Source organism: Cupriavidus sp. UGS-1, from assembly GCF_021213615.1.
Classification (GTDB): Bacteria; Pseudomonadota; Gammaproteobacteria; order Burkholderiales; family Burkholderiaceae; genus Cupriavidus.
The window spans coordinates 1-26098 of record NZ_JAJQJF010000028.1 but is presented as its reverse complement, the minus strand read 5'-3'; the positions used below and the strand labels follow the sequence as shown (position 1 = coordinate 26098).

Here is a 26098-nt window from a genome sequence, read left to right as displayed (position 1 = left end):
CGTTGCTGACTCGCGCGCGCGCGGCGCAATACGCTGGCGGCATGCTCGAAACCATTGCCGTCGACGAAAGGACCGTCGACGTAGACATCGACCCTCGCAAAGTCGCCCGTAGCCTGTACTGGCAGGGCTGGCGCGTGTCGTCCATCGCCCGCCATCTCGGCATCAAACGCGAGACGGTCGAGTCATGGAAACAGCGCGACGGATGGGATAGGGCCACACCGCTTGAGCGAGTCGAGGGCACCATCGAGGCGCGGATGATCCGCCTGGTGTGCAAGGACAAGAAGGACGGCGCCGACTACAAGGAAATCGACTTGCTCGGCCGCCAGATGGAGCGAATCGCTCGCATCACGAAGTACGGCGAGACCGGGAAGGAAAGCGACCTGAATCCCAACATCGCCGCGCGCAACGCGGGGCCGAAAAAGAAGCCGAAGCGCAACGCATTCGATGACGAGCAGGCCGAGAAAATCGTCCAGGCCTTCCGCGATTCGCTGTTCGACTATCAGAAGGTGTGGTACCGGAACGGCGACAGCCGAACGCGCAACATCCTGAAGTCACGCCAGATCGGCGCCACGTGGTACTTCGCCCGCGAGGCGCTGGTCGACGCGATCGAAACCGGCCGCAACCAGATATTTCTATCGGCCAGCCGCGCGCAGGCCAACGTGTTCCGCCAGTACATCACGCAGTTTGCGCACGAGGCTGCAGACGTCGAGCTGGCCGGCGAGCATATCGAGCTAGCCAACGGAGCCACGCTCTATTTCCTCGGCACGAATGCGCGCACCGCGCAGAGCTACCACGGCAACTTCTACTTCGACGAATATTTTTGGGTCCACAAGTTCCGAGAGCTGAACAAGGTCGCCTCGGGCATGGCCATGCACAAGAAATGGCGCAAGACGTATTTCTCGACGCCATCGAGCACGACGCATGAGGCCTACAGCTTCTGGACCGGAAGCCACTACAACCGCGGCCGCGCAAAGGGCGATCACATCAAGCTAGACGTTTCGCATGCCGCGCTCGCACGCGGCCGGCGATGCGAGGACGGCCAGTGGCGCCAGATCGTGACCGTCGAGGATGCGGTGGCCGGCGGGTGCGACTTGTTCGACCTCGATGAGCTGCGCCAGGAATACAGCGCCGAGGAATTCGAGAACTTGCTGATGTGCATGTTCATCGACGATACGGCCAGCATTTTCAAGTTCTCGGACCTGCAGCGGTGCGGCGTCGATACCTGGGAAGAATGGGGCAGCGACTACAAGCCGTTCGCAGCGCGCCCCTTCGGCAATCAGCCGGCGTGGATCGGTTATGACCCGAACGGCGGCGGTGGCGACTCGGCCGGCTGCGTAGTCGTCATTCCGCCGCGCGTGCCTGGCGGCAAGTTCCGCGTCGCCGAGCGGCATCAATGGCGAGGCATGGACTTCGAGGCGCAAGCCGAGGCGATCCGAAAGATGATGGACCGCTACAACGTGCAGTACATCGGCATCGACATGACCGGCATCGGCCAGGGCGTCTACCAGCTGGTCCAGAAGTTTTTCCCGCGCGTGCAGGGATTCCAGTATTCGGCGGACGTGAAAGTGCGCCTCGTTCTCAAAGGCCTGTCGGTCATCAGCAACGGGCGCCTCGAATGGGACGCCGGCTGGACCGACCTGCCGCAGTCGTTTCTGGCCATCCGCAAGACTCTGACGGCCAGCGGCCGACAGGTCACGTTCGAGGCCGCGCGCAGCGAGGAAGTCGGCCACGCCGACCTCGCCTGGGCCACGTTGCACGCCATCAGCAATGAACCTATCGAGGGCGCCACGGGCTCTAACGCACCAATCTTGGAGATTTACGGATGACCACAGAGCAGACTAGCCAGGCAACGCGCCAGGCCTACGCAGAAATGCCCGCGCCGGCAGCGGCTTCCACGCCGAGCCGCGTCGAGGCCTTTACCTTCGGCGATCCGATGCCGGTCCTCGATCGGGCCGAAATCCTCGACTACTGCCAGGCGTGGAATGCGGGCGAATGGTACGAGCCGCCTGTCAGCTGGTCAGGGCTGGCCAAGTCGTTCCGGGCAAGCACGCACCATGCGTCGGCGTTGTATTTCAAGCGGGACGTCCTCGCGTCGACGTTCATTCCGCATAAGTGGCTCTCGCGGGAGGCCTTTGGCCGCCTGGCGCTCGACTATCTGACCTTCGGCAATTGCTACCCCGAGATCATCAGTAATCGCCTGGGCCAGATCATGCAATTGAAGCCGGCGATGGCCAAGTACGTGCGCAGGCGCGTGTCGGACGTGTCGGCCTATGTGTACGTCAACGGCTGGAACGATAAGCACGAGTTCAAGGCGGGCGCCCTGCTGCACCTGATGGAACACGACATCAACCAGGAAATCTATGGCCTGCCGCAGTACCTGGGCGCGCTGCACTCGGCCTGGTTGAATGAGTCGGCCACGCTGTTCCGGCGCAAGTATTACCAGAACGGCAGTCATGCCGGGTTCATCCTGTACGTGACGGACGCCGCGCAGAACGAGGCCGATGTCAATGCGATGCGCGAGGCCTTGAAGAACAGCAAGGGGCCGGGCAACTTCCGCAACCTGTTCTTCTACGCGCCTGGTGGCAAGAAAGACGGCATCCAGCTGATTCCGGTGTCCGAGGTCGCTGCCAAGGATGAGTTTTTCAACATCAAGAACGTGACGCGCGACGACCTGCTGGCGGCGCATCGCGTGCCGCCTCAGCTGTTGGGCATCGTGCCGAACCATGCCGGCGGCTTCGGCTCGCCCGAGGTGGCGGCCACCGTCTACGGGCGAAACGAGGTCATGCCGCTGCAAGAGCGGTTCCGCACGTTGAACGACATGCTGGGCGAGGAAGTGGTCAGGTTCGAGCCTTACGTCATCCCGACCGCGAAGGCGGCGGCATGAGGCGGCGACGCATCGGGCGGATCGTCTTTGTCGCGACCGCCCTCGCGCCATTCAGGGCCGAGGGATATCGCGACCTGGTCGCCGGCCTGGCCGAGCTGGTGCGCGACCTTTGGCACGTCCTGGTGGTGAGCTGGTGGATTGTGGCGAGGGTGTGCGCGCTGCTGACGTGGCCGATATCGGCCGCCCTACTCTATTGGCTGGTGTGCCGCCTGCGCGCCCGGCAGCTGGAGGCGAAGCGCCAAGCGCGTAGCGTGGAAAGGGCGAGAAGGAAGCGGGCAAGGGATGACAGGCCTTACATACCGCAGCCAAAGCCCTTTCGCCGGGGTAAGAGAATCGGACGTCGAGGGACGGCGTCCGAATTCTGACATCTTCCCGGTTAGTCTGACGCGCCCGTAATGGCGTCAGAGAAGGAACAATTGCGGGTTCGGCTCGAACTTGAATTCGAGGCCAGTCACCTTACGGCCGCCTTGCTTTACGGCCTTCCATTCGATCTGCAGACCGTCCTTTCCGGTCAGCTCGGCAACGGCCGGCTCGATGATCCTGCGGCGCAGCTGCGCGAAGTCCTTGACGCAGCTCGGCGGGGCTTCCATTGCATGGCAGAAGTCGTCGAAGCCGATGCGGACAAGGCCGGTGTTCCGGTACTGCGCGAACATTTCCAGCAGACGCCAGGAATAGACCGACCGTAGGTCTGCCGCATGCTTGAGCTTGTATTTCGTGAACTCCCCTTCGATGCCGAGCAGGAAAGGGGCGACCTGCCCGGTGAAATGAATCTCTACCCATCCTTCGCCGTAGTGGTATTGGTTCTCCGAGGTCCACCGATACTCGCGCAGCTTCGGGCCGCGGCGCGTTTCAACCTGTACGCGGATGGATCGCTCATAGATGGACCGTGCCGCTTGCTCCAGGTCGGCATACGCGCTCTTTTCGTTCAGCGAGGGGAACGACTCAATGAAGTCCCGCACGGCCAGGCGAACGGTCCATCCTGCCGCGTGTCCATCGGGACCGAGAGTAACGGCCTCTGTGAGCCGGCGGCGCGTGACAGAGTCGCACTTAGCGATGGCGCACGATATCAAGCGCTTCTCGTTGAGCTTTAGGCCTTGGGCGGCACGGATGAGCTGGTTCGCCATGTTGACTTGGCGCTCTGGCAACGGCGATTCGGCATCCTCGATCGCGAGCTTGCGGTTCATCTCTGACAAATTCCCGGTTAGTCTGACACGGAAGGGATGCTGTCAGAATAGGGCTATTCTGTCAACGGGTTGGCGATGTCAGAATTGTGGATAACCCAGGCCGAGTTATCCACAAGTGTCAGACTGACCGGCTTTTTGTACAGGCTAACCGGCTTTTTGTCAGACAAACTCCCCGCAAAGCCAATGCTGGCGCGGCTTCCAGCCTTCTAAAAACGGTTTACAAATATTCCTAAAAACCGCTCGCGCGAGACAACCGCCCTATAACCCCACCCCCGCGCCTCCGGCGCTCGCCCCCGTGAGGGGGGCAACAAGTGCGCGCCTGCGGCGCGACACTTGACGCAAAACCTTATCCAGATAGACGAAGGCCGCGCACGATGGCGCGGCCCTCATGCTGCAACGTCCTGCAGCTCTCACACGCTCTGCAGCTGGCCAGCTCCGCACCGTCTGACCGCATCGGCCTCGGCTCTCAGAGCAACGGCAACGCGCACGACCCGCGGTGAGCACAGGCCTTCGGCCCCGCTTGCAATGAAGGGGGCGAAGGCCCTAGCTCGAGAATGCCACCACGGCACGCGTAGCGGCCCGCCATTCGATTTTCCAGCCAATCCATACCCTACCCCACATGCTCAAGCGCGCGAGGCGCTGTGCGGCCCGCTGCGCTCGCGCGAGGCGTCGGCGATGCACCAATGTGGTGCAAACCGCACTTTTGCAGGCCATCGGCCGGCAACCGGTCGAAAATCGCAGGCCCCTCCCCGCCTGCCCGGTTCGCTTGGCTCGCCGTTTTTGATGCGCAGGCCCGCGCCGGCGATCGGCCGCCTGGCGCGCCGCCCCGGCGAATTTCTGGCCGCGCCAGGTGATGCGAATTGATGCGCGCACCGGGGGGCTGACGCAGGTCTGGTCGGTATCAACGGAAGGCCGGGAAGGCGGCAGCGAAGTCGGGGGGATAGGCGCGAACGGCCCGAGGATTGAGGGGGCGCGAGGCCGACTGCCGGGAACCCAAGCGCCACAAGGCTTTGCGGGCGATTGTGGTCCCTCAAGATCGGCCGCCAGCGCGAGGGAAAGTCGAGGCTCAAAAAATAGGCAGCAGAAAAATCCGAGGGGATGCCGCCCGCTGCGTGAGGGAATGCCTGCCCCCTTCCCTGCCCTATTTCTTTCTTTCTTTTCAATGATTTACGAGAGAGAGAGAAATAAGAGGGGCGAGGCGCGAAAGTCGGCGGCGAGGGGAAATCGGCCCTTACTTGAGGGAAAACAGGCCGTCCACGAGGGGGTGATTCCCTCGGAAATCAATGGGTTAGCGTGCCAAGGGGCGGAAATCCTCAAGTTTTCGCGGCTCCCTGTATCCCCCGCAAACGGATCGAGCCCGGCCGGCGCCGCCGGCAGCCGCGGCCTCGATCGCAGCTCCACCAGGCGACGTCGACCTGGTCGACGAGCTGCTGGCCACGGCCGCCAGCTGGCCAGATCCCACATGCAGCCATCGTCGACGTCACCGATCGCCCGCAAAGCCTTGTGCCACAAGGGATTTAGCGCCCTGCCCTCTCGATCCGGCGGCTGTTGCAGACCCTTTCGCAATGCAAATTATCCCGGTCGTTGTCGTTTGATATCAACATGATGGCAACATCGAAACGATGTTAAGTTGATATCAATGTGGCTGGCGCATACAATATCGCTTTGCCATCACGTTAGCATTGAAGTGATATCAAAACGATGGCAAAACGATAGTAGCGACAAGTATTGATATCAACCTGATATGAGGGGAAGGCATGATTATCACGGTAGGGAACACGAAGGGCGGCGTCGGCAAGTCCACCGTCGCGCTGCAGACCGCCGTCGACCTGGCGCTCGGCATCACGACCGGCGAGCCGTCGCGGGTGTGGTTGGTGGATGGGGACCGGCAGCGGACGAGCTTGACCGCGCTGACGCAGCGCGGAGAAACGGGGCGGCCGATGCTGGCCGCGGCTGCATACGAAGATGGTGCGACGCTGCGCACGCAGGTGTTGCAGCAGGCCGGGAACTTCGACCACATCATCATCGACGCCGGCGGTCGTGACTCGAGCGCGCTTCGCGCTGCGTTAATGGTGTCAGACGTGGTCCTGATTCCGTTCCTTCCCCGGTCCTTCGACCTTTGGGCGCTCGATGACATGGCGGGCCTGTTGGAGCAAACGCGCGCCCTGCGCGACATCCGCGCCCTGGCGTTCCTGAATTCCGCCGACCCGCAGGGCGGGGACAACGCGGACGCCACCGCCGCCGTAGCCGAGGTCCAGGGCATTGACCTATTGCCGGCACGCCTGAACCGCCGCAAGGCATTCGCGCACGCCAGCGGGGCCGGGCTCCACGTCGATGAGTACAAGCCTCGCGACGGCCGCGCCTGCAAGGAAATGTCCGACCTGGTGCGCGCGACCTTCGCCGCGATGGAACTATCCGCCTGATATCAGCCTGCTACCAAAGTAATATCAAATAGATATAGGACCAGCATCATGGGTATCACGAGAAAGCCCGCCGTCCCTAACTCGATCGACGACTTCATCCTGGGCGCGCCGGACGCTGCGCCCAAAGCCTCGGCCGCGCCGGTGCCGACGCCTGTGCCGACTGTTGCCGCAGCGCCGGTGAGAGCGCCCCAAGCAGTCGAGTCCAAGGCGGCCGGCCGAAAGAAGCCAATCAGCCTCACGATCGCGCCCGACTTGCTGCAGAGGCTCGATCGAGTAGCGACGCGCCGCGGCATCAGCCGAGCCAGCGCCTTTGCACTTGCCGTGTCGAACTTCGTGGAGAGCGAGGAAAGGGGCGCGCAGTAGGCGCAAAAAAGGCCGCGGGGAGCGGCCAAGGGTAGGGGAGGGGAGAGCGGGCCGCCGGCACTATGCCAAGCGGCCCGTTTTCATTCGCGACGGTGCAGCAGACCGACCAGCGCCATGAAAGCGGCGGCGATCGGGTCGCAGTGCAGATACCAGCGGTAGAACCAATACCGATCGCGGAAGCTAGCGCGGTCGCCATCGAGCAAAACGCGGTTCGCAACCTCCTCGCAACGATCGCAGCTGTGCCCGTAGTAGTACGCTTCCTCGGGCAGCAGCCGATGGTTGCAGTAGCTGCAGCGCACCAGGCAGCGGGCGTTCTTCATACGGCCTCCTTCTGCGTCGTCGCCGCATGGCAGGCGGAACGCACCTCCACCTCGGCCACGGCCGGCCCCACGATTACGAATTTCACTTCTGGAAACCGTGTAGCGAGGTCTTGCATTGACGACAGAAAGCCGTCCACCAGATCGGGTGTCGGATCGCTGGCCAGCCTCAGAATGACCACGTCTCCCGGCTTCGCCACTGCAATGCTCTCGGGGTCCAGTTCGATGCGAACGGTTGTCGTCATGCGGCCTCCTTCTGCGTCGCAATCCAGATCCGCCGCTTCTGCACCAGGTCGGCGGCCAGCTCCTGATACCAGTCGCAATAGCGCAGCGTGTCGGCGGGATACCAAAGCATCGAGAGGCCCGCCGACATCGAGCAGCGCCCCCATCCGATCGCCGCATAGCTGCGGTCCCATTCGCGCAGACGTTCGTTGCCTTCCTCGGCCTGGCGAGGCTGCAGGCTGAACCGCTTGCAGCCAACGCATTGCACGCGTGTTTCCATGTTGTCCCTCAGTCGTAATGGATGGCCACAGACAGGCCGTATCGCGCCAGGCTTTCCATGCATAGCGGGGTAAGGTGCTGCACGCGGCGGGTGAAGATGGTTTTCTCGACCTCCTTGTCGCCGTCGAGCGTGACGCCATGCTCGACGAGCTGGCGCTTGAACACGCTCGCGGATTTGACGGGCAGGGAGTTCCATATCTCGCGTAGGTTCGGCGCGTGCTGGATGTGGTCCATGACGTGACGCGCGCGGATGTACAGCACGTCTTTCCCGTTGACGGTCTCGAACTTGTACGGGTGCTTGTAGTTGCGCGAGTCGATCTCGGAAAGCACCGTTTCGAGAATCCACACCCAGGGCGAGCGATCGCCGCTCGACTCGGAGATATGCGTGTTCATTTCGGCCAGCAGGTCGGCGCCGAAACCGCCTTCGCTCACGTCCAGGCCGGCGAACTCGCACAGATAGCGCCAGCACAGCAGCACCGCCGCGTAGTTGGCGGCCATGCGCTTGGCGCCGTCATCGTCGCCGTCCACGCGGCTGTACTTGAGGCAGTGCTGACGCAATTCCTCGTACTTGTCGAGCAGCGTTATGCGATCGAGATCGGTCAGAAATTCGAGCCACTGACGCACGGGGAAGCGGGGCAGGTTGGCGGGCAGCAGGTCGCCGCGCTCGCGCAGCGTGGTCTGTACCAGCTTGCCGGTCAGGCTCTTGACCGGCACGTCCTCGCCGGCAAGCAGCACAGGCGCCGAGGGCACGTACAGCGTCATTTCGGTACCGCGCTTCGTCAGGGTGTGCGTGTAGCTCTCCTGCAGGATCGCGACGGCCTTGTTGATGATGTCCTGGCCGCGCGCGCTCAGTTCCTCCCAGCCCACCGGGTGGCTCGTCGAGCTGATGGTGGTGAGAATCCGGTACTCGGTCTGCAGGCTCTGCCCAGAGAACATGGTGAAGGCCAGCGAGCGCGAGAGGCGATCGCATAGCGTCGATTTGCCAGCGCCCTTGTTGGCTTGCATCTTGAGGTGCGGCCAGAAGCCGAGCAGGGCTTTCAAATGGCCGCCGAGCGCCCACACGAGGGCGATGGTGGCGGCGTTGCGCCCGAACGTCTGCTGGTAGGCCTTGACGATCGTGCGCGCGTCACGCGCGTGGCCGCTCGGGAACGTCAGGTTTGCATACGGACACTGCTGGTCCGGGTTGGTGAAATAGCAGTCCGGCCCTTCGTTGACGATCAGGCGGCCATCGCGCCAGGCCAGGCCGACGAAGTTCGCCGCGTGCCGCGCGCCGAGGTCGGCCGACCGTTCGAGGATGGTCAGCATCCGCGAGAAGCGGCGCGGCTCAAAGATCGGGCCAAACTGGCGCCAGTTGTCCAGGTTGTGCAGCTGGCGGCCGGTCATCACTTCGCGCTGCAGCTCGGCGCCGTCGCGCGGCGTCTGCACCGTGACGGCGTACTGCACGCGAGCGTCGGTGTCGGGGTCGCCGGTCATGGTGGCTTTGGCACCGGCGATCGTCACGCGGCTGATAGAGGCGATGCGGAACCCGCACAAGTCGCGATAGATCAGGCGGTGTGTGCCCTCGCCGTCGTCGCCTTCACCGTCGCCGGCTCCTTTTTCCTCGACGTACTGGGTGAAGTCAGGTGCGACGCGATATCGGTCGTACTTCGCGTCGTCATTGAACGGCAGCCACAGGCGAGGGCGCCCACGGCGCAGCTCACGGCTCGGCAGGCCCGGAATGATCCAGGGTTCGAGCCGCATCAGCGCCTTGGCCAGCTTCTCGGCGCCGAACTCCTGCAGGTAGTCGTTGACATCGTTGATGGTGTCGCCGTCCTTGTCAGGCGCCTTCCAGTCCGATTGATCGACGATCATCGAAGCGATGTTGAGCGCGGTCAGGCGCTCGTACAGCACCCACGCCGCCTCGGGGCCGGGACGCCGGTTGGCTAGCGTGTGGCCTTCGGGGAACGGCTCGTCGTTGTCCATGCAGATCACGACGAACTTGCCGCGCAGGAACGAGAAGTCGATCAGGCTGGCATTGCCGTTGCCACGCAGCGCGTAGGACGCGGTGCCAGGGATGTTGCAGCTGTCAACCGATAGCGCGTTGATCGCGCTCTCGACGATCACGACACGGCGTGCGCTGCGCAGCTTGGCCGGAACGGCGGTCCAGCCGATGCCGTCTTTGTCGCCCTGGCTCTGCGTCTTGACGTCGCCGTTCCTGGCCGGGTCGAAATACCTCAGATCCACTCCGACGACCGTGCTGGTGTCATTGCGCACCAGGAACGCCGCGGCAGGCCCGCCATAGCCAACCGTGCCCTCGGCTTTCTTCGCGCTGGTGTAGTCGTTGTAGCCGATCGTCTTGGCGCGAATGGCGGCGTCGACGGCCGCCTCGCTGATGCCGCGCTCGTTGACCAGGTACTCGCGGGCCGGCTTGGGGTTGGCCAGGCACCGTTCGCCGATGTACTCGACGGTGGTCTTTTCGCGCCGCTCGGCCTCGCGCTCGACTGGCGTGCGCGGGATCGCGTAGGTGTCGTGCAGCCAGCGCATCGCCTCGGACACGTCAACGCCGAGCACATAGCAGACCAGGTCGACGCAGCTGCCTTTCGCGTTCTCGTCGCCGCTGTGGTCGCGCCAGCCGGTACCGTGTCTCGGGTGGTTGACGAAGATCGAGAGCGACGGATGTTTGTCGTCGTGGTGCGGGGAGTGATAGAGCGCATCGTCGCCAGGGCCGCGACGCAGGCCGAGGCGCGCAGCCAGATCGTGCAGGTCGATGCGTTGCTTAAGTTCTTGGATTGAGGCCATGCGGTTATCCGCTTCTCGTCAAAAAAGGGGCGAGCGAAGCCATCGCCCTCGATCGAGGGCGTTCGCTCGGGAATCAATCGGGAAGGTGTGCCGCGCTTAGTCGGGCAGGTGGTCGATCAGCTCGGCTACGGTGATGACGTGGCGGCGTCTGGTGCGCGCGTTGACCAGGTGCAGCACATAGCTAGTCGTCAGGTCGCAGTCGATGTAGTAGCCGGACGGCGCCGCGGTGCGTTCGCCCAGGGCGATCGTCGCGGCTGACATAGCGGTATCGAGCGACACCAGGAACGTGTCGACCAGGTGTTCGGCGCAACGCTGAAGTAGGGGCGGCTGACCGGCCTGCGGTTCCTCGCCGTCGTAGGCAGCAAGGAAGGCGAGGGCCGCGGTATGCAGCGCGATCGCGCGCTTGCTGATGTCGATAGCGGGGTTCATCGTTGCGGTGCCTCCGGCAGCAATTCGAGCTGGCGCATCAGTCGCGCCTTGACGACTTCGGAAATGGGGAGCAGCACGTTGGGGTTCGGCATCGCCGAAGGCGACAGCGTGCGCGACACCTCGGCGGTCACGACGAACGTATGGCCACATTCAGGATTGCGGCATTGGTACGTTATTTCCCGCATCGTGAGCGTCATTTCCTCGCTCGTGCGAATCGAGGCGCGCGACCTGCAGTGCGGACACTGGAAATGGATATTGGACATCGTGCCTGTGGTATATGGGACCGCCAGAATTAAACGAATCGCATAAGAGAATTAGACGGGGCTAACTTCTCGTTGCGATTGATGGTAGGTCTCCCATCCCAAGCGATAGATAATTGCGCCCATGCCCGAGACACTGCGTCGATCCCTTTCCGCAAGGGCGGCCAGCTCCTGCGCGGCTTCCAGGGATAGCGGGATCGGGACGCGCTTCACAGTTGACTTTTTGTCAACTCGGGGGCGGCCAGCAGGCTTATGAGTTTGCATTTCGTAACAAAGATTAGCAAGGTGTTACAACATGTAAATTATAAGTCTTTCTGTTCGCTTGCGCACTACGTTTTGCAAACTTCAAACCGAAAAAATGGACCAGAATCAAGCCTTAGTTCGCGATATCGTCGACAGAATGAAAAGCGTAATAGGCGTATCGAAAGACGTGGATCTGGCCGATCACCTAGGTGGCTCGCGCAGCTCTCTTTCGGTTTGGAGGAAGCGCGGCAGCATCCCGGTAGACGAATGCATCAAGCTCGCGTTGGAAAAAAACATCAGCCTCGATTGGCTGATGCTCGGCCGCGGACAGCGCGACCATGAGGAACCCGCTGCAGATGAGGGCAACGATTTGTTCGTCGAGCTGCCGCTGTTCGATATGGCCACCGGCTCAACAGACCCCTTGCAGCAGGCATGGTGGACGATGCCTCGATCGTGGCTGCAGCAAGAGGGTGTGCCGGTCGAGGACGCGGCAATCCTTCGCGTAGCAGGGGACGCGCATGCCGGCGGTATCGAGGACGGACAGATGGTCCTTATCGACCGCCGACAGCGGCCGCACGACGGGGTGTTCCTGGTGGTGTTTGGTGGCGCGCTACGAATCCGGCGCGTTCAGCACATGGTCGACGGCTCGCTCCGGCTGACCGCTGACAACGACGCCTACACTGCCGACGTAGTGCGCGATGAAAGCCCGACCTCGTTCGAGATCATCGGGCACTGTTACGCGGCCTTTCGGCGCGTGCGCTGACTCTTGGCGGCCACCGCCTTTTTCTCAGCCCTGGCGATGGAGTTGTAGAGCGTGGCGCGGCTGACGCCGTATCGCTCGGCAACGCTGGCCACCGTAATACCAGGATCGCGCAGCAGGGCCGTTATCTCGCGCAAGGCGCGGTCATCGAGCTTGGCCGGCCTGCCCCCCATCCTTCCCCGTGCGCGTGCCGCCTTGAGCCCTGCGGCCGTGTTCTCCGCGATGATTTCCCGCTGGAATTGCGCCATCGCCCCCATGATCGACAGGAACATGCGGCCTTGCGCCGAGCTGGTGTCTATCCGCTCGTTCAGGCTTTCGAACCCGATGCCGCGCTTGGCCAGTTCCTCGACGATGCGAATCAGGTCGGACACCGATCGCGCCAGGCGATCGAGGCGCCAGACGACCAGCGTGTCGCCTTCGCGCAGGGCGCGCAGCACGTTGACCAGCTCGGGCCGCGCGGCCGCGCTCTTGCCGCTTAGTTTTTCCTCGTAGATTTGCACGCAGCCGGCGCGGGTGAGGGCGTCGCGCTGCAGGTCCAGATTCTGGTCAGCGGTCGATACGCGGGCGTAGCCGATGCGTAGGCCACCGCTGACGATATCCCGCGTGGCCCTGTCAGCTGGATCGCGCATATGCCCTCAATTCCTCGCGTAGTTCTTTCCAGGTGAAGCCGAGCAGCTTGGCGCGATCGCGCACGTCCTGCAGCACGGCGTTGGCGTGGCGCATGATGGTTGCCATCTCGCGCGCATTGGCCGGCAGGCGTTCGCCGTCTGGTCCGATCGGGCCTGTGCAGATGGTCCGGTCGAAATCGTCAGTGCGACGGTGGTACTCGTCGACCAGCTCGTCGAGCTGCTGGCGCCGATGGTCCTTGATGGCAGAAAAGTCGCCCACCAAGAATCGCGCGGCCAATTGAGCCCGCTCTACGACCTGCGTTACGTCCAGGAAGGCGGCGTCAACCCAACTCGGCCCAATCGCGTGCGGCTTGAATACGTGGACGTTGGTCCGGTCTGGACCATTGGCCATATCGAAGCCGAACGATCCGGAAGAGAGCTGCGCAGCGTGCGCCTTGTTGGCCTGTCTGGCGCCGAGGTAGATGGTCTTACGGACGCGCATCTTCATGGTCTTGTTCCCCCCGGTAGCTGTGCTGCGTCGTGGTGCGTCCCTCCATTGCCTTGCGCCACACGACCTCGGCAACGCCGCGCCAGCCGAAGTCGCGCGCGGCGTTCTGTACTTCGGGCGACGACCATACGGTCTCGAATTCGTCGGGCATCCGCAGCTCGGCGCGTGGCAATTGCAGAAGCGCGCGCAGCTCGTGCCGTAGTTCTTCGACTTCGTCGCCGACCGGCTCGCCTTTTCCGTTCTCCTGGCCAGCAAAGCCGGGGGCCTCGTTGCCCTCGCAAAAGCGGTCGAGCGCATCGAGCAGCCGCCGGGCGGCATCCTCGATCTGCGGGCGACGCCGTTCGCGCTCAGGGTCTCGAGTCAACGCCGGATTACCCATGACTGCCTCCGGTGACGGTCCATTGCGTGAAGTGCCCCCATAACGACAGCGGGCGAAGGTCCACCCTAACTGTTGCGGGTAGCGACTCGTGCAGCGCCGAGCGCGTCGCTCGCATTCGCCACAGAGGAACGCGAACGGAAATGGTGAAGGGAAGGGGGCCATTGGATACGGTGCCGCGCTTGGCCGCCGACTCCACGGTTCGTTTGATGCCAGAAAGGGTGTGCGAGTGCATGTCTAAAAATGGTGTGAGTACCGTTTTCGGAGCATAGAAAACTATACAGGGAATATCGACACTTGTGATGCAAAAAAGGGCCGCATCGGCGGCCCGGTTGAATCATGTCTAAAAACGATGGTTTTCTAGACGCGCTCAATTCCCTCAAGGCGCCAAGACGACAAGCTAGGGCGGTCCGGGAAACTGGTGGCCGCCAGCTTTCGCACTGCCAGCCTGAACACTTCGTCTTGATCGTCGGCATACACGTCGACATGGCCATCGTATTGCGCCCACATGCCCGGCGCGCTGCGAAGGTGGCAGCGGTACAACGTCATCGGGGCTTCGCTGTCTTGGTAGTCCATCGTGGTTCCTTTGCGGTAGTGGCAACATGCGGCGGGCCGCCAGGCTCGTGCTTCTCTCCGGTGACGTCTACATGCTCTCGCGCTGAACAGACATCCCGAGAGCCACGGCAGCGGCGCCACGCAGGCGCGGGGTTCCAGCGTTGTCCAGAAGGCCGACCAATGCCTCCCTCGCCCCGAACAATGCAGCGTGTCCAAGTCCCTGGATGGCGCTGTGGCGAATGTCCTCTCCAATGCTTTCGTCGGTGGCAATCCCGATCAGCTTTTGCACTGCCTCGTAAGCGGTCATGGTGTTGTTGGTTTTCCCGTTCCTTGTTGATGGTTGGACTGTCGTGTCCGCTCAATTACCAATATCGAGCTGCGTCGGCGTGATGCCGAGCGCGGCGGCGATTTTCTCACGCGTGGCCTTGCGCAAACGGCTACTCGCCTCGTGCTGCGCGTAGGCGGACTGGCTTACTCCCATGCGTTTTGCAACCTCGGTCTGCGTCAAGTCGAGGTATTCCCGCCAGGCGCGCGCCGGGTTCACTTCGTCAATCAGCACGCGGCCGACGACCTCATGCGGGATCAGGTCGTTCTCACGATCGCGCTGCGCCAGGTAGTCGGCGTAGGGGATCACGACATAGGCCGGTTTCCCGTCCGGCCCCATGATCGTTTGGATGTTAGTAGGTGCGTTCATCGCGTTTCCTCACTTCTTGAACTTCGACGATCTTGACCCCGCCGTCCCAATCGAACATGACCCGGTAGTTCCCCACTCTGAGCCTGTAGCCGTAGGCGTGGTTGGTCAGCGCTTTCACATTCTGGCAATTCGGCATCGCGGCCAGTTGATCGACGGCGGTGATGATGGTGGCGCGTACCGGCTTGTCCAGCTTGCCGACTTGCTTCGTTGCCTTGTGGGTCCACTTGATCGCGTTCATGGACTCAATTATAAGGCAAATATAAGACTTTGCAATGCCTGTTGCGAGAAAAGTATAAGAAAAAGCCGGGCGGATGCCCGGCCGTTGGATCGGCGCCGCGGTGGTCGCGACCGCGCGAGTTTGCTACGCCGGCGAGGCGCCGCGCGGCTCGGCCGCGAGTTGCTGGCCACGGCGGCGGACCCGCGCCAGGCCCCATCTTTTCACCGCCTCAGACAGACCGAGCTCGAGCAGGTGATACGACAGTGCGGCGAGCGCGACCGAAACGATGGTGGTCAGCAGCAGGAAAGAGAAGCCCGTGCAACGGTCGCCATAGCCGAGCCACGTCAGCGGGTAGCCGGTGATGGTTTGCGCGAGCGGGTGCCACAGGTACAGCGAAAACGAGATGTTGCCCAGGTACACCAAGCCGGCCGGCTGCGCCAGCTCGGCCCTCTTGTTTGCTAGCGCGAACACGGCCACCAGCGGGATCAACGTAAGACCCCACTCGGTAACGCCATAGCCGATGTTAAAGCGCGCGCTGTACTGCCATGCCACCATCGCGGCCGACAGCGTCATCAGTAGACCGACCGGGAAGCGATCGGGGAGGCGGAAGCGGGAGTTGTACAGCAGACCGATCGCGACGCCGGCGAGAAATTCCCAGATCAGCGGATGCGTGGCCATGCGGACATAGGCAGGGCCGAAGCCGTATGCGGGCAGGCTGTGGGTCGTCCACGTTCCGACCGTCAGCAGGGGCAGGGCGATCAGCGTGGCCATGGCCCACGCCGCGAGCGCGAGCCAGCGATACCAGCCGAACAGCATCGAGGCGGCGAAGAACAGGTAGAAATAGACCTCGTAGTTCAGCGTCCAGCTCACGGACGGCAAGGTCTCGCCGAATTGCGGCGACGCGCTGTCGCCCGCAGGAACGAAGGCCAGCGTATGCAGTAGTGTATGCACGGTCTCGCGCGTGAACTGGCCGAACGGCACGCGCGCCAGCAGGACGAAGGCCACCGAAGCGATCGCCAGCACGGGCCAGATTCGGGCCATCCGTCGCACGCAGAATTCAAGGGCGTACTGCGGCGACACGCGAGCGCCGACCGTGGTGTGCGCCATGATGAAACCGCTGATGATAAAGAACAGCGTCACGCCAAAAGAGCCGGCAGGGCCGAACAGCAGGTCGCCGGTGCCGGTGCCATAGGGGCTGATGGCCGAGCTGCCGTGATACAGGACAACCAGCAACGCCGCGATGCCCCGGAAGGATTGAATAAAGCCGATTCGTTGGTTGTTGTTATTGGTCATGGACCCCGCCTATGGTTGTTTTTTCTAAGCGCAGGCGGAGTCTACTACGCAAGAAAAAAGCCGGGCATTTGCCCGGCTCGTGGTGTCACTGGCCACCGCGCCGCATGCGCGTGCGATGTCGCTCGGCCTTCGGATCGTCCCGCATCTCGAACTCGCATAGGCTCGTGAAACCGCTGTTGCTGATGTTGTGCGTCACGCGGCGCAGCAGCCACGGTGTCTCGTCAATCTCCGGTTTCCATCCCGACAGCCACACCGGCATCTCAGGGAACAGCTCGGGAATGCCGAGCGCAAGGTCAAGGCTCATGGTGGCCTGGCCGCGCTTGACGCGGTTGTACTCCGCCTTCGCCGCGGCCTCGGCCTCAGCGCGACTCGGGTATTTCTCCGGCAGCACCTTGAGATTGCGATTGTCCTCGCCTCCGACCAAGACCGAATGCCGCTTCTTCGTCTTGCTGTCGTACCAGTACGCGCGCACGCCTTCGTAGGCCTCGCGCTCGGCGATGTGAAAGCGATGGCGGTCACCAGCCCGGCGCGTGATTTCCAGCACCTGCAGCGGCTTGCCGCTGACCGTCACGCCGGCGCCGATCGGCATAAACAGCAGGTTGCTGTCCTTGACGTTCATGACCGCGTCATAGCGCTTGGCCAGTCGCGTGAGAAACGACATATCGCTTTCCTGCGACTGGTCGATATGGGCGATGGCGACCTTGGCCAGCTCGGCGGCCACCTTCGGTGTCAGCTTGTGGAACTTCGCGATGGTGCTGACGATATCGCCGATGGTCTTGCCGTGCCAGCTCCTTTCCTCGCGCTTTCCTAAGCCAGCTGACAGCGATGCACTGCGGGCGCGCACGGCGATCGTGTCGGGGGTGCCGGAGTACTCCGCCTCGTCGATCTTGAACGAACCCTTGTCGACCAGGCCGTCCGCTTCCCATCCGAAGGCAACGTCAAGCGTGGCGCCGCGTTTGGGAATCGCCAGCGCGCCGTCACTATCGTCCAGCTGCAGGTCCAGCGTATCGGCATCCTCGCCGCGGCATTCGGTCAACGCGAGGCGGATCAGCCGCGGCGCGATCGAGCTGGTCAAGTCTTTGCCGTCGAGCGTGATGCGATAGATCGGCTTCGGATGCTGGATGCTCATTCGTCCGATTCCTCAACGACGGTGGCGCCCGATCCGGTCGCGAGCTGGTCGTCGACGCGCACCAGGTCAATCGAGAACTCGACGCGGCGCGGGCGGCCTTCCTTGGTATGAAAGGTCTGTCCTTCGTTCACGTTCTCGATAACGAAGGCGCCGTAGACAACGCCTTCCCCGTCGACCAGGGCATAGGCGTCGCCGAGTTCGCCCATGTTGCGCAGCTCGTCGAGCGACGCCAATGACCCCTTGAAATCCGGCACCAGCAGGCCAGAAAGCGTGATGCTGTCGTCGCCTGGCCCGACAAACTGCCGGGCGTCGCGGGCGCCGACGCGAGGATTGGCGGCATGCCGATACGCGGTCTTGCGCTGCAGCTCTTGATAGGCGAGGGTGTTCAGGCTGAACACGAATTGGCCGAGGGCCATCATCATGATCGTGGTTCCTTAGTCCGACAGTCTAGATAGGCCGCGCGACTGGCGCTCGCGCTCCACCTTCTCAATCTCCGCACGCACGGCCCGCGCAAGTTCTTCGTTGCTGGCGCCGGCGCCGTTGATGGTGATTTCGTACTTAATCGACGCGATGCCGGCGCCCGTGGACGATCCAGAGCCAGGCGTCACGGTCTCGCGGATTCCCTGCGGCCGCGCGATCGCGGCCGGTCGCATGTCGATCCCTTGCTGTCGCACGACGGCGAAGCCGGCGCCGGTTGAGCTGCCGGGCTGGAATTCCGTGACGGCCACGGCGGCCAGATCCCGCGTTGCTTGCGCTACGGCCCCTTGCTCGGCTTCGATGCCCAGCGCGGCGCCTTGCGACACGTTGCCGCCCAGCTCGGCCATAACACGGCTCGGGCTATGGATGCCGAGCTTTTCGCGGAAAAAGCCGGTCACGCTGTTGGCGACATTGCCGATCGCGGTCGTCACGGTGCCGATGGCGCTGGTGATGCCATTGACCAGGCCGGCGACGATGTTGGCGCCGAACTCGGTAAAGCGCGCTGGCAGCTCGACGCCGAACCAGGACAGCACGCCGGCGAACGCCTGGTAGAACAGGCCGATCGGCGACCAGTTGAGAATCAGTGCCGCGATGCCTCCCAGGCCACCGGCGAACGCCTGGCGAATCTGTTCCCACAGGCCGGCGAAAAAGGCCTTGATCGGCTCCCAATAGCGGATGACCAGCAGGGCGGCGACGGCGATGCCAGCCACCAGCAGTCCGATCGGGTTGGCCAGCAGCAGCCGGCCGACGAACAGGGCCGCGGACCCGGCCGCGCGGAACGCGCCGGCGAGCAGGCCGAGCACGCGCATCGCCATGCCGCCTTGCATGCCGAGCGCGGTCATGCTGAATCGCAGCATGGCGAAGGGGCCGAGAATGCCGGCCGCCGCGATGGCCAGGCCACCGAGCGAGATCAGCAGCACGCCGACGATGGCGATGACTTTCATGATCCCGCCGGCAAGGGCAGGGTTCTCCCGGCCCCAGGCGCCCAGGCTTTGTGACACGTTGCCGATCCACTCGGTGACCGCCTTCAGCTCGGGCGCGATCGCCTCGCCGAAGGCGACCATCGCGTTTGTAAAGGTGCCGCTTGCGGCGTCCCACAGATTCTTCAGCGTGCCGAGCTGGCGATTGACGCGCTCCTGCAGCGACGCCTGTGCAGCCATCTTGGCCTGCACTTCGGCGTAGCCGGCGGCGCCCTTCTCGACGATCAGCGAGACAATCTGCAGCGTCTCCGCGTCGTCGCCAAAGATTGCCTTGATAACGCCGGTGCGCGTTTCGGTGGACAAGCCGCGCAGCTTGTCGAATTGGGCGAACATCTTGTCCAGGCCACCGAATTCGCCCTTGCCATCGGTAAAGTCCAGTTGGACGCCGCGCAGCGCCGGGTTGGTCTTGGCCGCATTGGCGATGAGGTCGTTACCGTCCGACATCTTTTTGCCGTCGAACCCGGCCTGAAATACCTTGCGCAGCGCGTTGCCGGCGGCTTCGCCTTTCATGCCGGCTTGATCGGCCATAACCAGGAACGGAGCGAACGCCTTTGCCCCTTCCAGGCCTTTCATCTTGACCGTGTCCATCGCGGACGACAGCTTCGAGAAGCCCTGCAGCATGTTGTTATCGTCGACGCCGAGATAGAACGTGCGCTGGATCACGTCCATCAATGCCAGCATGTCCCGCTCACTGGTGCGCGTCGCGTCCTGCAGCTTGGCGGCGAACTCGGCCGCCTCGTCCGGCGTTTTCTTGAGCTGGACGGCGAGGTATGCGGTGGCCTCGCCCATGCCGCCGAGGATGGCTTGCGCGCTGATGCCCTGGCGCGTGAGCATCGTCATCATGTTCTGGAAATCCGCCGTGGTGCCTGGCAGGCGGTCCCCCAGGCGCAGCGCCAGGTCGTTGATCTTCTGGAACTCGGGCGGAACGACGCTGCCGGCGCGCATCAGCGCGACTTGTAGGCCCGTGGCCGCGTCCTCGGCCTCCGCGTAGGCGGCCACCGGCACGGCGGTCGCGCCGATGGCGGCGGCGCCGCCAGCCATTGCCTTCGCGCCGCCGCTGGCCAGCGCACCGGCGCGCTGACCGGTAGCGTTCATGCGCTGGCGGGCGGCCGCTAGCTTGCGCTCTCGCTCGCCCAGCTCGGCTAGCGCCTTCTGCTGCGCCCGGATCGTGCCGGTGGTGTCGGCGATCGCCGATCGTAGAGCGCGCTCGTGCGTGGCGAGGTTGCGCGTGTCGATGCCGGCGCCGGCAAGGCGCGTGCGCAGCTCCTGCAGCTTGGTGGTGTTGCTGGTATGCGCCGCCGCCAGCGCCGCGGCGGCGCGCTTGGCGGCCTCGAACTCGCGAGTCATGGCCTTGGACGGCGGGCCGCCGGCGCGCAGCGCCGCCGCCAGGGCGTTGACCTTTTGTTGCTGGACGGCGAGCGCGTTGGCCGAGGCCTTCGAGCTGGCCAGCAGCTCGCGGAAGGCGCCGACATCCTTCTGCGCCTGGCTCAACGCCTTGAGCTGGTCCCGCGACTCCTTGAGCGCGCGGCCCATGTCGCGACTGCCGTTCATGACGCGCTTGATCGGCGCCGTGATGCGATCGACGAAATCGGCCAGTACGCGCAGCTTAAGGTCTTGGGTTGCCATCTACTCGGTTCCGCTTCGTAGGCGCGCGCGCTCGCGCCACGCCGCCACTTCACTAAGGTCCATCTCGTTCATTTCACGCAGGGTGATGCCGTGCAGCGTGGCCAGAATGTCGGCCTGTGCGTCCTCTACTCGGTTTGGGACTGGATGCTCGCTTTCACGGCATTCGGCAGCAAAAAACCGCCCACCTTCTGCGCCATTTGCAGCAGGTCTGCCGGGTCGAGCGCATCGACCTCTTGCCGCGTCAGGGTCGGGGAAGAAATGCGCGGAATGACGGTGGCCAAGGCCGCGACGTCGAGGTTGGCCAGGGCGTTCAGGGTGACGCCGCGCAGCTCGCCCGAGCGTGGCTTGCGCAGCGTGACGTGCGTGATGGTCTGGCTGCCGCGCTTGATCGGCTCGTCGAGGGTCACGGTGTTGTCGTCCAGCTGCACGGCGGCCGTTGCGGTGGTGGTGTTGTCGGTCTGCGTGGCGGTGATCGCGGTTTCCATGATTTCGGTTCCGGTATGTCAGGGGAGGGAGGGGCCGCCCGCGCAGCGCGGGCGGAGTTGCGGTTAGATGCCAAGCGCCTGGCGGATGGCGCCGCGCAGGTCCACGCCGCCGACGCGCTCGATGCCGTTGACGAAGTCGAATTCCTGGATAACTTCGCCGTCGACGGTGAGCTTGTAGTAGCTCGCGCGGGTGATGACCTTGAACTCGGTGTCCTCGCCGCTCTTGGCGGTGCCGGGGTCCACCTCGGAATGGCGGCCACGCACGACGATCTCGACGGCGATTACCTTTTCCGAGTCCTCGCGCTGGTACGCGCCGGCAAAGCGCAAGCCGACCGCGTCGTGCTTGAGCGCGCCATACTGGCGCATCACGTCGAGCAGGAAGCCGCCGGCGGTCCATTCCATCTGGATCGCTTCCTGGCCGAAGTCGATCGGGACCGGGCCGCTCATGCCGCCGGCGCGGTATTCCTCCATCTTGCGGGTCAGCTTCGGCAGCACGACCTCCGGCACCTCGCCCTTGTAGGCGTTGCCATCGTTGAACAGCATCAGGTCTTTGAGCTTTGCGGGCAGTGCCATGCTCGTTTTCTCCTAGGTGGTGATGGATCAGGCAGCGGCCACGGCGGCAGCGAAGTCCATCAGATAGCGATCGGTGATGCGTTGACGCAGCACCAGGTTTTCGCAGGGCGGGACCGGCGTGTAGTCGTAGTCGATGTACAGCTTGCCGGCCTTGAGGGTGTCGGCGCTGTTGGCTTCCTCGTCGAACCAGGCCTCGCCGCCGATCAGGTAACCGTTGCTGACCAGCTCGCGGAACTTCGCGTTGATGCCCTCGACGATGTCCTTGACCAGAGAGGGCGTCATGTCCTTGTCAACGGCCCACATATGCGCTTCGGCCATCGTATCGGCCAGAACCTGCGCGGTGCGGGTGTAGTTCTCGAAGGCGAACAGCGGATCGTCGGAGCAAGTGCGGCTACCCCAGAAGCGGAACCCGTTTTCGCGGATCAGCGTCGTGACATCGTTCTCGTTCAGATAGCCGGCATCGGTGGCCGGGTCTTGCAGATCCCAGAACACGTCATGCGAGATGCCCGTCGGGCCGTTGACGCCGACGTTCGACAGCGTTTTGTGCCAGCCGACTTGCTCGTCAATCTTGGCGCGTAGGCCGAGGGCGTAGGCGGTGGCCGGCACGACAACGGTGGCGTTGGCGGTGGTGCTCCAGGCCAGGAAGTCGGGCCAGATCGGCATGACCTCGCGCTGGCTGAACGACTGGCGGTAGGTGACCGCCTCTTCCTTGGTCTTGGCGCCGGCGCACTTCACGTAGGCGAAGCCGCGCAGCTGCTGGGACAGGCTGGCCAGCGCCGTCGCCACCGGCTGCGTATCGAGCAGTGGCGCGCCCAGGATGCGCGGCTTGACGCCGAGCGCGGCCTTGGCCTGCAACAGCGCCTTCATGCCGGTGTACTTGCCATCCGCGGTGGTGGTGCCGATGACGTTGCTGGTGGTGGCGGCGTCGTCGATACCTTCGGCCACGCGCACGATCACGGTCACCGGCTTGGCGTTGAGCGCGATCGCTTCGAGCACCGTTTTCATGGTGCCCTTGGTGCCGGCCTTGCCGATGGCGGTATTGATGTTGGTCACGAGGACCGGCGTGTCGAGCGGGAAGGCGGTCGCGTCGGCGTCGTCGGCCGTCACGACGACGCCGACAACAGCGGTCGATACGGTGCGGATCGGGCGCGTGCCATCGTTGATCTCGATGACGCGTACGCCGTGGTGGTAGTCGGTCGCCATGTTGGCTTACTCCTGTGAAGTGAGGGGCAGGGAAAGGAAAGGGGCGGGCGCGCCGCTGGCGGGCGGCGCCGGCGGCAACATCCACAGGTGCTGCGGGTAGACGCGCCGCACGACCTCGGCGCGCAATAGCGGCTGGCCAGCCGCCTGAAATGCCCAGGCGACCAGCTCGGAGCAGAACCAGGCGTCGGGCGACTGCCAGTCGCGTCGCAGCGCCAGGCCGAGCAGGGCGGTGTAGTCGTAGGGCTTGCCGAGCTGCGACGCCGCGGCGGTGAGGATCGCGGCCGGGTCGCGCGCCGGCAGGTCGACCAGCGCATAGGCCGAAGCGCGCGCGATCGCGTCGGCCAGCGGTGCGCGCCGCACGCCGTGCAGGGTCACGGCCTCGATCACGGAAGCGCCGTCGACCAGGGCAACATGCGACCAGCGCGACCAGGTCGCCGCCCGGATTGCGACCGAGAGCGGCAGGCGCGTCGTCGAGAACAGCAGGCGGACCGTTGACATCAGGACTGCCCGCCCGCCAGCGCTGCGGCCTTGGCCTGGATACCGGCGCAAGCCTCGGCGGCGATGGCCTGCGCTTGGTCGGCCGTGGTCGCGTTGCGCACGGCTTCCTTGGCCTTGAGCCGAGCATCACGGATCGCGTACAGGGCCGCATTCCAGGCGGTGGCGACGGCCAGGATGTCGTCGGCGGCTTGCTGGCCGGTCCAACCCTTGGCTTCGGCCCAGCTGGCCACCGCGGGCGGCACGTCGCCGGCGTAGCCGGCCGCCTGGTAGGCCTTGGCCTCGCCCTCGGCGATGCGGTATTCCTCGGCGCGCAGCGGGTCGCCGGCGACCGCCAGGCGGGCGGCATCGGCGGTCGCGTCGATTGCCAGCACGAGCGCGGCTTTCATTTCGTCCAGCGAAGGCGCCGGCGGGGCGACGGCCACCGGCCGACCGTTTGCATCGCTCACGATGCGCTTGCCTTGGCATTGCGCTTCCATCAGCGCGGCGTACTCGATGGCCGTCAATTCAACGGCGTCCTCGGGGATCGCTTCCCCGTGGATGTCGCGGCTATAGAAGCCGCCGGTCGATGCGGAGTAGAACATTGGCTTAGTGTCCGAGCGCCCGCCAGAAGAAGCCGGCGGACTTGTTGAACTGATAGTTGGGGCCGTTGTTGTCGCCGGTCGCGTTGAAACCGACCTTCGACCAGTTGGACGGCCGGACTGCCCAGGAACCGCCACCGGTGTTGTTGAAGGCTTCGCAGAACACGCCGACGATGTTCAGGCACGCGTTCGGGAACGCCTGGGGAAACGTCACCGACACGGTTGACGTGGTGGTGCCGGTGTTCGGAACCGTCGCAAAGCCCCATTGCTCGATGAGGCCGTTTGCGTCTTTGCGGACGCCAACATTCGTGCCGATGAAGAGCTGCCCGGCGCCGTTGAGTACCTTCCAGTTGGTCCCGTCCGAGATCACGGTCACGGAAACTTGAGGCGCCAGAGTGAGCGAAGGAACGCCGTTCGCGTTGGGGCCGTAGAACGTGCCGCCACCGGTCAGCGTGAGATTGACGCCGGGCGTGTTGGCGCCGTTGTAGATCTCGAACGAGCCGCCCTTGTAGGCGCTGGCAGAGGGCATCGTCCACGTCGCCGATGCATTGCCGGCGAACTCGATGTACGAGCCGAACTGCGCTGCCGTGATTTGCCGCGAGTCCGTATAGAGGAAGCAATCGGCGCGATTGCCGAGCGCCCGCTGTACCGCTTGCATCGTGGCCAGCTTGGTGGACTTGTCGAACTGCGGCGCGGTCGGGGCGGTCGGCGTGTCGACGAACGCAGCGCCCTTGAGCGGTGCAAAGTAGCCATCGCCGACGCGCTGGAATGCGAGTGGCGTTGCGCCGACGATGATCGTGCCATCGGTGGTCAGCTGCCAGACGCTGTCAGCGTTGACCGTGCCGGCCTCGACCGGGATGACGGCACCAGGCGTCAGGCGCAGGCCGGTGTCCGCGTCGGTGGCGCGGGTCCACGCGCCGGCGGCGACGACATAGATGCCGTTGTCTTTCGCGGCAGTCTGGTCTTTCACCAGCACGCGGTCGCCGGCGGCCAGCGGGATCGCATCCACCGTGAGCAGGCCGGAGAGGGCCGGCAGGTTGCCGGTGGTGGCCACGCGCACCGATTGCTTGGCGTCGCGCACCGTCAGCGCCTCGGCGATCGAGGTGTCGACGTACTGGCGCGTGGCCAGCACGATCGACGGGTCAATCTTCAGCTCGATTTCGACGCCGCCGGTGTTCAGGCACACCATGCGGATGTTCTGCACGCGGCCAGAGCCTTCCGCCAGGACCGGCTTGTAGGTCGGCGGGCAGTTGCCGTAGTAGCACATCGTGCCGTTCTCGTCGAACAGGGCCAGCTCACGAATCCAGAAGCCGCCCTCATCCTCAGGAATGACTTGCTCGGCGACAAACTGGCCGGGATTCTGCGGGTCATAGTCGAGCCGGTTGATCGGCTTGCGTCGAACCTCATTGACCAGCGTGGTACGTTCGCGCGTCGGGATTGGCACCTCGCCGTTGCCATCGCCTACGGCAATCGCGGTGAACTTGACCGGCACGCCTAGCGCTTGGGCGCGAGCCATGACTGCCTCGCCTGCGGCAGTTGGAAGGATGAAATAGGTCTGTGGCATAGGGACTATTGCGTAACGGTGAGCGTGTCGACGAGGTGAACCGCCGCCGCGGTGCGCGTAACGCCGCCGACAACGATTTCTTCGGGGGTGTAGGGGTAGACGGTCAGCTCGTCGCCCAGGTATGCCATCGCGCCGTATCGCATGGCGCCGCGCGTTTCCATGCTGATGGCGAGGCCGGTCAGGTGGCGCGATAGGGGCTTGGCGTCGTCAATGAGGCGTTCCAGCTCCTGGTACATCGCTTCCGTGATGCCGGTATCCAGCACGCCGATATCGAGCTTGAAGGTGCCCCGCTCAAAGTTCGGCATTGCCTGATGCCATTCGATGACGCGGATAAGAAAGCCGAGCGGTTCTACAACGCGGCGCAGCGCGCCGATCGTGCCCTTCTGCTTGTGGACGAAGAACGAGGCCTCGGTAACGGCGCGCTTTGTCTCGATCGGCCACGACGCATCCCACCGATCGACCGAAAAGGCCCAGGCGAGGAAAGGCAGCAACGCCGGCGGGCACGTTGCCGGGTTCCACAGGTCGCGCAGCGGCACCGGCACGCCGGCGATCGCCTCGGCGCCAACGGTGGCCAGATTGCGTTCGAGCGGGG

Annotated in this window: 31 protein-coding genes; 5 read left to right on the top strand and 26 right to left on the bottom strand. The window is 64.1% G+C overall.

All coding sequences use genetic code 11. The features are described from left to right. The first annotated feature begins 41 nt into the window (after positions 1–41). Positions 42–1826, top strand: coding sequence for a terminase ATPase subunit family protein (locus tag LRR16_RS23580; RefSeq protein WP_232207267.1), 1785 nt, complete (start codon positions 42–44; stop codon positions 1824–1826). Next, positions 1823–2884, top strand: coding sequence for a phage portal protein (locus LRR16_RS23575; RefSeq protein ID WP_255674219.1), 1062 nt, complete (start codon positions 1823–1825; stop codon positions 2882–2884). Before LRR16_RS23580 ends, LRR16_RS23575 begins: the two co-directional genes overlap by 4 nt. A gap of 401 nt (positions 2885–3285) precedes the next feature. Here LRR16_RS23575 and LRR16_RS23570 read toward each other — a convergent pair whose 3' ends face one another. Beyond that, on the bottom strand, positions 3286–4068 hold the full coding sequence (locus LRR16_RS23570; RefSeq protein ID WP_232207266.1) for a replication initiation protein: 783 nt from the start codon (positions 4066–4068) through the stop codon (positions 3286–3288). A 1757-nt stretch (positions 4069–5825) separates the two neighbouring features. Here LRR16_RS23570 and LRR16_RS23565 point away from each other — a divergent pair. Beyond that, entirely contained in the window at positions 5826–6491 is a 666-nt protein-coding gene (locus LRR16_RS23565; RefSeq protein ID WP_232207265.1) for a chromosome partitioning protein ParA, read from the top strand. A 48-nt stretch (positions 6492–6539) separates the two neighbouring features. Next, on the top strand, positions 6540–6854 hold the full coding sequence (locus tag LRR16_RS23560) for a hypothetical protein (RefSeq protein ID WP_232207264.1): 315 nt from the start codon (positions 6540–6542) through the stop codon (positions 6852–6854). Positions 6855–6934: 80 nt separating this feature from the next. Here the strand turns inward: LRR16_RS23560 and LRR16_RS23555 are convergent, their stop codons facing one another. The 6 genes from LRR16_RS23555 to LRR16_RS23530 all read right to left on the bottom strand — a co-directional run bounded on the left by LRR16_RS23555 (position 6935) and on the right by LRR16_RS23530 (position 11142). Then, positions 6935–7174 (bottom strand): hypothetical protein, encoded by a 240-nt coding sequence (locus LRR16_RS23555; protein WP_232207263.1) that lies wholly within the window; start codon positions 7172–7174, stop codon positions 6935–6937. Further along, on the bottom strand, positions 7171–7416 hold the full coding sequence (locus LRR16_RS23550) for a hypothetical protein (protein ID WP_232207262.1): 246 nt from the start codon (positions 7414–7416) through the stop codon (positions 7171–7173). Before LRR16_RS23550 ends, LRR16_RS23555 begins: the two co-directional genes overlap by 4 nt. Further along, positions 7413–7673, bottom strand: a complete 261-nt coding sequence (locus tag LRR16_RS23545; protein ID WP_232207261.1) for a hypothetical protein — start codon at positions 7671–7673, stop codon at positions 7413–7415. Before LRR16_RS23545 ends, LRR16_RS23550 begins: the two co-directional genes overlap by 4 nt. An 8-nt stretch (positions 7674–7681) precedes the next feature. Next, complete coding sequence (locus LRR16_RS23540) at positions 7682–10207, bottom strand: toprim domain-containing protein (RefSeq protein WP_232207260.1); 2526 nt, start codon at positions 10205–10207, stop codon at positions 7682–7684. A 339-nt stretch (positions 10208–10546) separates the two neighbouring features. After that, entirely contained in the window at positions 10547–10879 is a 333-nt protein-coding gene (locus LRR16_RS23535; protein ID WP_232207259.1) for a hypothetical protein, read from the bottom strand. Continuing rightward, positions 10876–11142, bottom strand: a complete 267-nt coding sequence (locus LRR16_RS23530; protein WP_255674218.1) for an ogr/Delta-like zinc finger family protein — start codon at positions 11140–11142, stop codon at positions 10876–10878. The genes LRR16_RS23535 and LRR16_RS23530 overlap by 4 nt, the downstream gene beginning before the upstream one ends. A 355-nt stretch (positions 11143–11497) precedes the next feature. Between LRR16_RS23530 and LRR16_RS23525 the strand changes: the two genes are divergently transcribed. After that, a complete protein-coding gene (locus tag LRR16_RS23525; RefSeq protein ID WP_232207257.1) occupies positions 11498–12145 on the top strand; it encodes a helix-turn-helix domain-containing protein in 648 nt (215 codons plus the stop codon). Here LRR16_RS23525 and LRR16_RS23520 read toward each other — a convergent pair. The 19 genes from LRR16_RS23520 to LRR16_RS23430 form a co-directional block, all read right to left on the bottom strand. Continuing rightward, positions 12118–12771, bottom strand: a complete 654-nt coding sequence (locus LRR16_RS23520) for a recombinase family protein (RefSeq protein ID WP_232207256.1) — start codon at positions 12769–12771, stop codon at positions 12118–12120. The genes LRR16_RS23525 and LRR16_RS23520 overlap by 28 nt on opposite strands. Next, positions 12755–13258 (bottom strand): hypothetical protein, encoded by a 504-nt coding sequence (locus LRR16_RS23515; RefSeq protein ID WP_232207255.1) that lies wholly within the window; start codon positions 13256–13258, stop codon positions 12755–12757. The genes LRR16_RS23520 and LRR16_RS23515 overlap by 17 nt, the downstream gene beginning before the upstream one ends. Continuing rightward, a complete protein-coding gene (locus LRR16_RS23510; RefSeq protein ID WP_232207254.1) occupies positions 13239–13637 on the bottom strand; it encodes a hypothetical protein in 399 nt (132 codons plus the stop codon). Before LRR16_RS23510 ends, LRR16_RS23515 begins: the two co-directional genes overlap by 20 nt. Positions 13638–13994: 357 nt before the next feature. Further along, complete coding sequence (locus LRR16_RS23505) at positions 13995–14210, bottom strand: hypothetical protein (protein ID WP_232207253.1); 216 nt, start codon at positions 14208–14210, stop codon at positions 13995–13997. Positions 14211–14277: 67 nt separating this feature from the next. After that, complete coding sequence (locus tag LRR16_RS23500; protein ID WP_232207252.1) at positions 14278–14496, bottom strand: hypothetical protein; 219 nt, start codon at positions 14494–14496, stop codon at positions 14278–14280. Between the two features lie 51 nt (positions 14497–14547). Next, on the bottom strand, positions 14548–14883 hold the full coding sequence (locus tag LRR16_RS23495) for a helix-turn-helix transcriptional regulator (RefSeq protein ID WP_232207251.1): 336 nt from the start codon (positions 14881–14883) through the stop codon (positions 14548–14550). Continuing rightward, the gene (locus tag LRR16_RS23490; RefSeq protein WP_232207250.1) at positions 14867–15121 is read right to left on the bottom strand and encodes a type II toxin-antitoxin system RelE/ParE family toxin; all 255 of its coding nucleotides are present in this window, start codon (positions 15119–15121) and stop codon (positions 14867–14869) included. The genes LRR16_RS23495 and LRR16_RS23490 overlap by 17 nt, the downstream gene beginning before the upstream one ends. A 123-nt stretch (positions 15122–15244) precedes the next feature. Beyond that, on the bottom strand, positions 15245–16393 hold the full coding sequence (locus LRR16_RS23485) for an acyltransferase (RefSeq protein WP_232207249.1): 1149 nt from the start codon (positions 16391–16393) through the stop codon (positions 15245–15247). A gap of 85 nt (positions 16394–16478) precedes the next feature. After that, positions 16479–17522, bottom strand: a complete 1044-nt coding sequence (locus LRR16_RS23480; RefSeq protein WP_232207248.1) for a phage late control D family protein — start codon at positions 17520–17522, stop codon at positions 16479–16481. Further along, a complete protein-coding gene (locus tag LRR16_RS23475; protein ID WP_232207247.1) occupies positions 17519–17944 on the bottom strand; it encodes a phage tail protein in 426 nt (141 codons plus the stop codon). The genes LRR16_RS23480 and LRR16_RS23475 overlap by 4 nt, the downstream gene beginning before the upstream one ends. Positions 17945–17956: 12 nt before the next feature. Beyond that, positions 17957–20605: a phage tail tape measure protein gene (locus LRR16_RS23470; RefSeq protein WP_232207246.1), complete on the bottom strand. Its 2649-nt coding sequence runs from the start codon at positions 20603–20605 to the stop codon at positions 17957–17959. Then, on the bottom strand, positions 20606–20710 hold the full coding sequence (locus tag LRR16_RS24440) for a GpE family phage tail protein (protein ID WP_255674220.1): 105 nt from the start codon (positions 20708–20710) through the stop codon (positions 20606–20608). Positions 20711–20730: 20 nt separating this feature from the next. Beyond that, positions 20731–21090: a phage tail assembly protein gene (locus LRR16_RS23460; protein ID WP_232207245.1), complete on the bottom strand. Its 360-nt coding sequence runs from the start codon at positions 21088–21090 to the stop codon at positions 20731–20733. 63 nt (positions 21091–21153) lie between these two features. Further along, on the bottom strand, positions 21154–21663 hold the full coding sequence (locus LRR16_RS23455; RefSeq protein ID WP_232207244.1) for a phage major tail tube protein: 510 nt from the start codon (positions 21661–21663) through the stop codon (positions 21154–21156). Between the two features lie 27 nt (positions 21664–21690). Beyond that, a complete protein-coding gene (locus tag LRR16_RS23450; protein ID WP_232207243.1) occupies positions 21691–22866 on the bottom strand; it encodes a phage tail sheath protein in 1176 nt (391 codons plus the stop codon). A gap of 6 nt (positions 22867–22872) precedes the next feature. Continuing rightward, positions 22873–23364 carry a YiiX/YebB-like N1pC/P60 family cysteine hydrolase gene (locus LRR16_RS23445; RefSeq protein WP_232207242.1) on the bottom strand — a complete coding sequence of 164 codons (492 nt, stop codon included), beginning with the start codon at positions 23362–23364 and terminating at the stop codon, positions 22873–22875. Continuing rightward, on the bottom strand, positions 23364–23867 hold the full coding sequence (locus tag LRR16_RS23440) for a hypothetical protein (RefSeq protein ID WP_232207241.1): 504 nt from the start codon (positions 23865–23867) through the stop codon (positions 23364–23366). The genes LRR16_RS23445 and LRR16_RS23440 overlap by 1 nt, the downstream gene beginning before the upstream one ends. An 82-nt stretch (positions 23868–23949) precedes the next feature. Continuing rightward, the gene (locus LRR16_RS23435; RefSeq protein ID WP_232207240.1) at positions 23950–25506 is read right to left on the bottom strand and encodes a phage tail protein; all 1557 of its coding nucleotides are present in this window, start codon (positions 25504–25506) and stop codon (positions 23950–23952) included. A gap of 5 nt (positions 25507–25511) precedes the next feature. Continuing rightward, positions 25512–26098 (bottom strand): phage tail protein I (locus LRR16_RS23430; protein WP_232207239.1); only part of this gene is annotated, 587 nt, incomplete at its 5' end.

Bases quoted from the DNA above. Each gene is read 5' to 3' on its own strand.
- LRR16_RS23550 (WP_232207262.1), bottom strand. From the start codon at position 7,416: ATGACGACAACCGTTCGCATCGAACTGGACCCCGAGAGCATTGCAGTG.
- LRR16_RS23460 (WP_232207245.1), bottom strand. From the start codon at position 21,090: ATGGAAACCGCGATCACCGCCACGCAGACCGACAACACCACCACCGCA.
- LRR16_RS23505 (WP_232207253.1), bottom strand. From the start codon at position 14,210: ATGGACTACCAAGACAGCGAAGCCCCGATGACGTTGTACCGCTGCCAC.
- LRR16_RS23530 (WP_255674218.1), bottom strand. From the start codon at position 11,142: ATGTCCAATATCCATTTCCAGTGTCCGCACTGCAGGTCGCGCGCCTCG.
- LRR16_RS23515 (WP_232207255.1), bottom strand. From the start codon at position 13,258: ATGAAGATGCGCGTCCGTAAGACCATCTACCTCGGCGCCAGACAGGCC.
- LRR16_RS23435 (WP_232207240.1), bottom strand. From the start codon at position 25,506: ATGCCACAGACCTATTTCATCCTTCCAACTGCCGCAGGCGAGGCAGTC.
- LRR16_RS23555 (WP_232207263.1), bottom strand. From the start codon at position 7,174: ATGAAGAACGCCCGCTGCCTGGTGCGCTGCAGCTACTGCAACCATCGG.
- LRR16_RS23495 (WP_232207251.1), bottom strand. From the start codon at position 14,883: ATGAACGCACCTACTAACATCCAAACGATCATGGGGCCGGACGGGAAA.
- LRR16_RS23475 (WP_232207247.1), bottom strand. From the start codon at position 17,944: ATGATGATGGCCCTCGGCCAATTCGTGTTCAGCCTGAACACCCTCGCC.
- LRR16_RS23500 (WP_232207252.1), bottom strand. From the start codon at position 14,496: ATGACCGCTTACGAGGCAGTGCAAAAGCTGATCGGGATTGCCACCGAC.
- LRR16_RS23570 (WP_232207266.1), bottom strand. From the start codon at position 4,068: ATGAACCGCAAGCTCGCGATCGAGGATGCCGAATCGCCGTTGCCAGAG.
- LRR16_RS23450 (WP_232207243.1), bottom strand. From the start codon at position 22,866: ATGGCGACCGACTACCACCACGGCGTACGCGTCATCGAGATCAACGAT.
- LRR16_RS23520 (WP_232207256.1), bottom strand. From the start codon at position 12,771: ATGCGCGATCCAGCTGACAGGGCCACGCGGGATATCGTCAGCGGTGGC.
- LRR16_RS23525 (WP_232207257.1), top strand. From the start codon at position 11,498: ATGGACCAGAATCAAGCCTTAGTTCGCGATATCGTCGACAGAATGAAA.
- LRR16_RS23535 (WP_232207259.1), bottom strand. From the start codon at position 10,879: ATGAACCCCGCTATCGACATCAGCAAGCGCGCGATCGCGCTGCATACC.
- LRR16_RS23545 (WP_232207261.1), bottom strand. From the start codon at position 7,673: ATGGAAACACGCGTGCAATGCGTTGGCTGCAAGCGGTTCAGCCTGCAG.
- LRR16_RS23455 (WP_232207244.1), bottom strand. From the start codon at position 21,663: ATGGCACTGCCCGCAAAGCTCAAAGACCTGATGCTGTTCAACGATGGC.
- LRR16_RS23480 (WP_232207248.1), bottom strand. From the start codon at position 17,522: ATGAGCATCCAGCATCCGAAGCCGATCTATCGCATCACGCTCGACGGC.
- LRR16_RS23470 (WP_232207246.1), bottom strand. From the start codon at position 20,605: ATGGCAACCCAAGACCTTAAGCTGCGCGTACTGGCCGATTTCGTCGAT.
- LRR16_RS23575 (WP_255674219.1), top strand. From the start codon at position 1,823: ATGACCACAGAGCAGACTAGCCAGGCAACGCGCCAGGCCTACGCAGAA.
- LRR16_RS23565 (WP_232207265.1), top strand. From the start codon at position 5,826: ATGATTATCACGGTAGGGAACACGAAGGGCGGCGTCGGCAAGTCCACC.
- LRR16_RS23485 (WP_232207249.1), bottom strand. From the start codon at position 16,393: ATGACCAATAACAACAACCAACGAATCGGCTTTATTCAATCCTTCCGG.
- LRR16_RS23445 (WP_232207242.1), bottom strand. From the start codon at position 23,364: ATGTCAACGGTCCGCCTGCTGTTCTCGACGACGCGCCTGCCGCTCTCG.
- LRR16_RS23490 (WP_232207250.1), bottom strand. From the start codon at position 15,121: ATGAACGCGATCAAGTGGACCCACAAGGCAACGAAGCAAGTCGGCAAG.
- LRR16_RS23510 (WP_232207254.1), bottom strand. From the start codon at position 13,637: ATGGGTAATCCGGCGTTGACTCGAGACCCTGAGCGCGAACGGCGTCGC.
- LRR16_RS23560 (WP_232207264.1), top strand. From the start codon at position 6,540: ATGGGTATCACGAGAAAGCCCGCCGTCCCTAACTCGATCGACGACTTC.
- LRR16_RS23580 (WP_232207267.1), top strand. From the start codon at position 42: ATGCTCGAAACCATTGCCGTCGACGAAAGGACCGTCGACGTAGACATC.